This window comes from Pseudomonas sp. GM48, from assembly GCF_000282335.1.
Lineage (GTDB): Bacteria > Pseudomonadota > Gammaproteobacteria > Pseudomonadales > Pseudomonadaceae > Aquipseudomonas.
In genome coordinates, this window is the sequence record NZ_AKJM01000194.1 from 1 (window position 1) to 1,900 (window position 1,900).

General features: G+C 64.4%; 2 protein-coding genes. Both read left to right on the forward strand.

From position 1 onward, the window contains the following. The coding region (locus PMI28_RS00185; protein ID WP_007992930.1) for a GNAT family N-acetyltransferase at positions 1 to 796 on the forward strand (796 nt) is incomplete at its 5' end. Then, a complete protein-coding gene (locus tag PMI28_RS00180; protein WP_007992932.1) occupies positions 768 to 1,562 on the forward strand; it encodes a ChbG/HpnK family deacetylase in 795 nt (264 codons plus the stop codon). The genes PMI28_RS00185 and PMI28_RS00180, both read left to right, overlap by 29 nt. Positions 1,563 to 1,900 lie beyond the last annotated feature (338 nt).

Here is a 1,900-nt window from a genome sequence, read left to right on the forward strand (position 1 = left end):
GCAGGCGAACAGTTCGACCGCCGAACAACGCCTCAGCTGTCGAGTGCCGGTGCACCTGATCAGCGAGGCCGACCATCAGGAAGTCTCCGGCGACCCGCGCTACAAACTGCGCCGCGCGCGCAAACGCATCGCCGCGTGTGGTGCCCTGGTGCGGCGGATTACTCCCGACGCCCTGACCATGGGGCCGCTGTTGCAGGAAATCAGTGAAGTCGAAGCGGTGAGCTGGAAAGGCGATGAAGGGGTCGGGATTTTTTCCGATGCCCGTCATCGCCAGTGGATGGACCGTGCCTTCACCGCCCTGGCGGCCCGAGGCCTGGTGCGCGTGGTGGTGCTGGAGCTGGAGGGGCGCTGCATCAGCTATCGCCTCGGCTTGTTGGAACAGGGCCGACTGTACGACTACAACCTGGCGTTCCTGCCGCAATATGCCGATCTGGGCAGCGGCCGGGTGCTGCTCGAAGAGTGGATTCGCTGGGGCCTGGAACACAACTGGCAGTGGATCGACGCGTCACGGGTCAGCCTGGAAAACTCCAGCCATCAACTGCACGAACGCATGACCGGGCAACTGGAGCACTGGCGCTGGAGTTTTTACTCCTGGCGTCCAGGCGGCCTGCTGCTGGGGCTAGCCTTGCGGGTCTGGCAACGCTTCAAACCCCGATTGCAGCAATGGCGCGCCCGACGCGCGGTGGCCGCAGTCGCCACCCCGGCGCCCGGCGCGACACCCGCGGTCAAAACGCCTGCGCCTACGGAAAAACTCAAGGAGGGTGAACATGCCTCGGCAAGTGATAGTCAACGCTGACGACTTCGGCCTCAGTGCCTGCGAAAACGCCGTGATCCTGGGCGCGTTCCAGGCCGGGCTCATCAGTTCCGCCACCGCCATGGCCAACATGCCGGCGTTCGAAGCGGCCTGCGTCCTCGCCCGGCATCCATTGCTCGAAGGCCGCATTGGCCTGCACTTCAACCTGACCTACGGCCGTCCGTTGAGCCAAAGTATTCTGCAACGCCCGACGTTTTGCGACGGTGCCGGCGTGTTCGACCTCAACCTGCCCCGCACCCGCCTCTGGCTCGGGCGCCGGGATCGCCACGCCGTGCTCGAAGAACTCGAAGCCCAGTGGCAGCGCTGCCTGGACAACGGCATCCGCCCCAGTCACCTGGACTCCCATCAACACGTGCATAACATCTGGCCAATCGGCGAGATCGTCGCGCGCTTCGCTGCCCGCCAGGGGGTACCGGTGCGTCTGGCGCGCAACCTGGGACAAAACCTCAGCCTGCCCAAGCGCGTGTTCAAGGACCTGCTCAACCGTCGCCTGAGCAACCTGGCCGGCGCCACCGCCGACTACGTGTGCACCCCGGTGGACCTGCGCAATGCCGAGCCGCCGCCCGACGGATTGCTGGAAATCGTCGCCCACCCGAGCCGGCTCGGCGCCGACTTCGGCGACGCCTACCTGGAACCGGGAGAATCCTTGAGTGCGTTGCTGGAACAGCGTTTGCCGGGTGTGCCGAGGGTGGCCTACACCGCTGCTGGCGATGCCACACATCAACGTGCGCAGACCGTTCTGGAGTAACCCGCAATCCCTGTGGGAGCGTGGCTTGCCCGCGAAAGCTGTGTGTTGGTCGAGGTGTTTTTTACTGGTGTACATATCCATTTCTGCGGTAACGGCCACTTAGGGCTCAGCTTTTACAGCGGGTCACTTGGAAAAGCTCCAAGTAGCCAAGGGCTCTTGCCCCTGACGTTCGGCCTCACGAGGGGACGTGTACCGCAAAAGCGCCCGAAGCGGCCTACCGGCCGTCCTGTTTGCTGGATTCGTTCGTCTGTGATGTACCTGCGGCTGGCAGGCCGCCTTCGCGAGCAGGCTCACTCCTACAGGGTCGAGGTACATCCACCAGATTCAGGTCGGCTGGC

What these genes read in the sequence shown, in the direction of transcription:
- PMI28_RS00180 (WP_007992932.1), top strand. Translation starts at nt 768, where the DNA reads ATGCCTCGGCAAGTGATAGTCAACGCTGACGACTTCGGCCTCAGTGCC.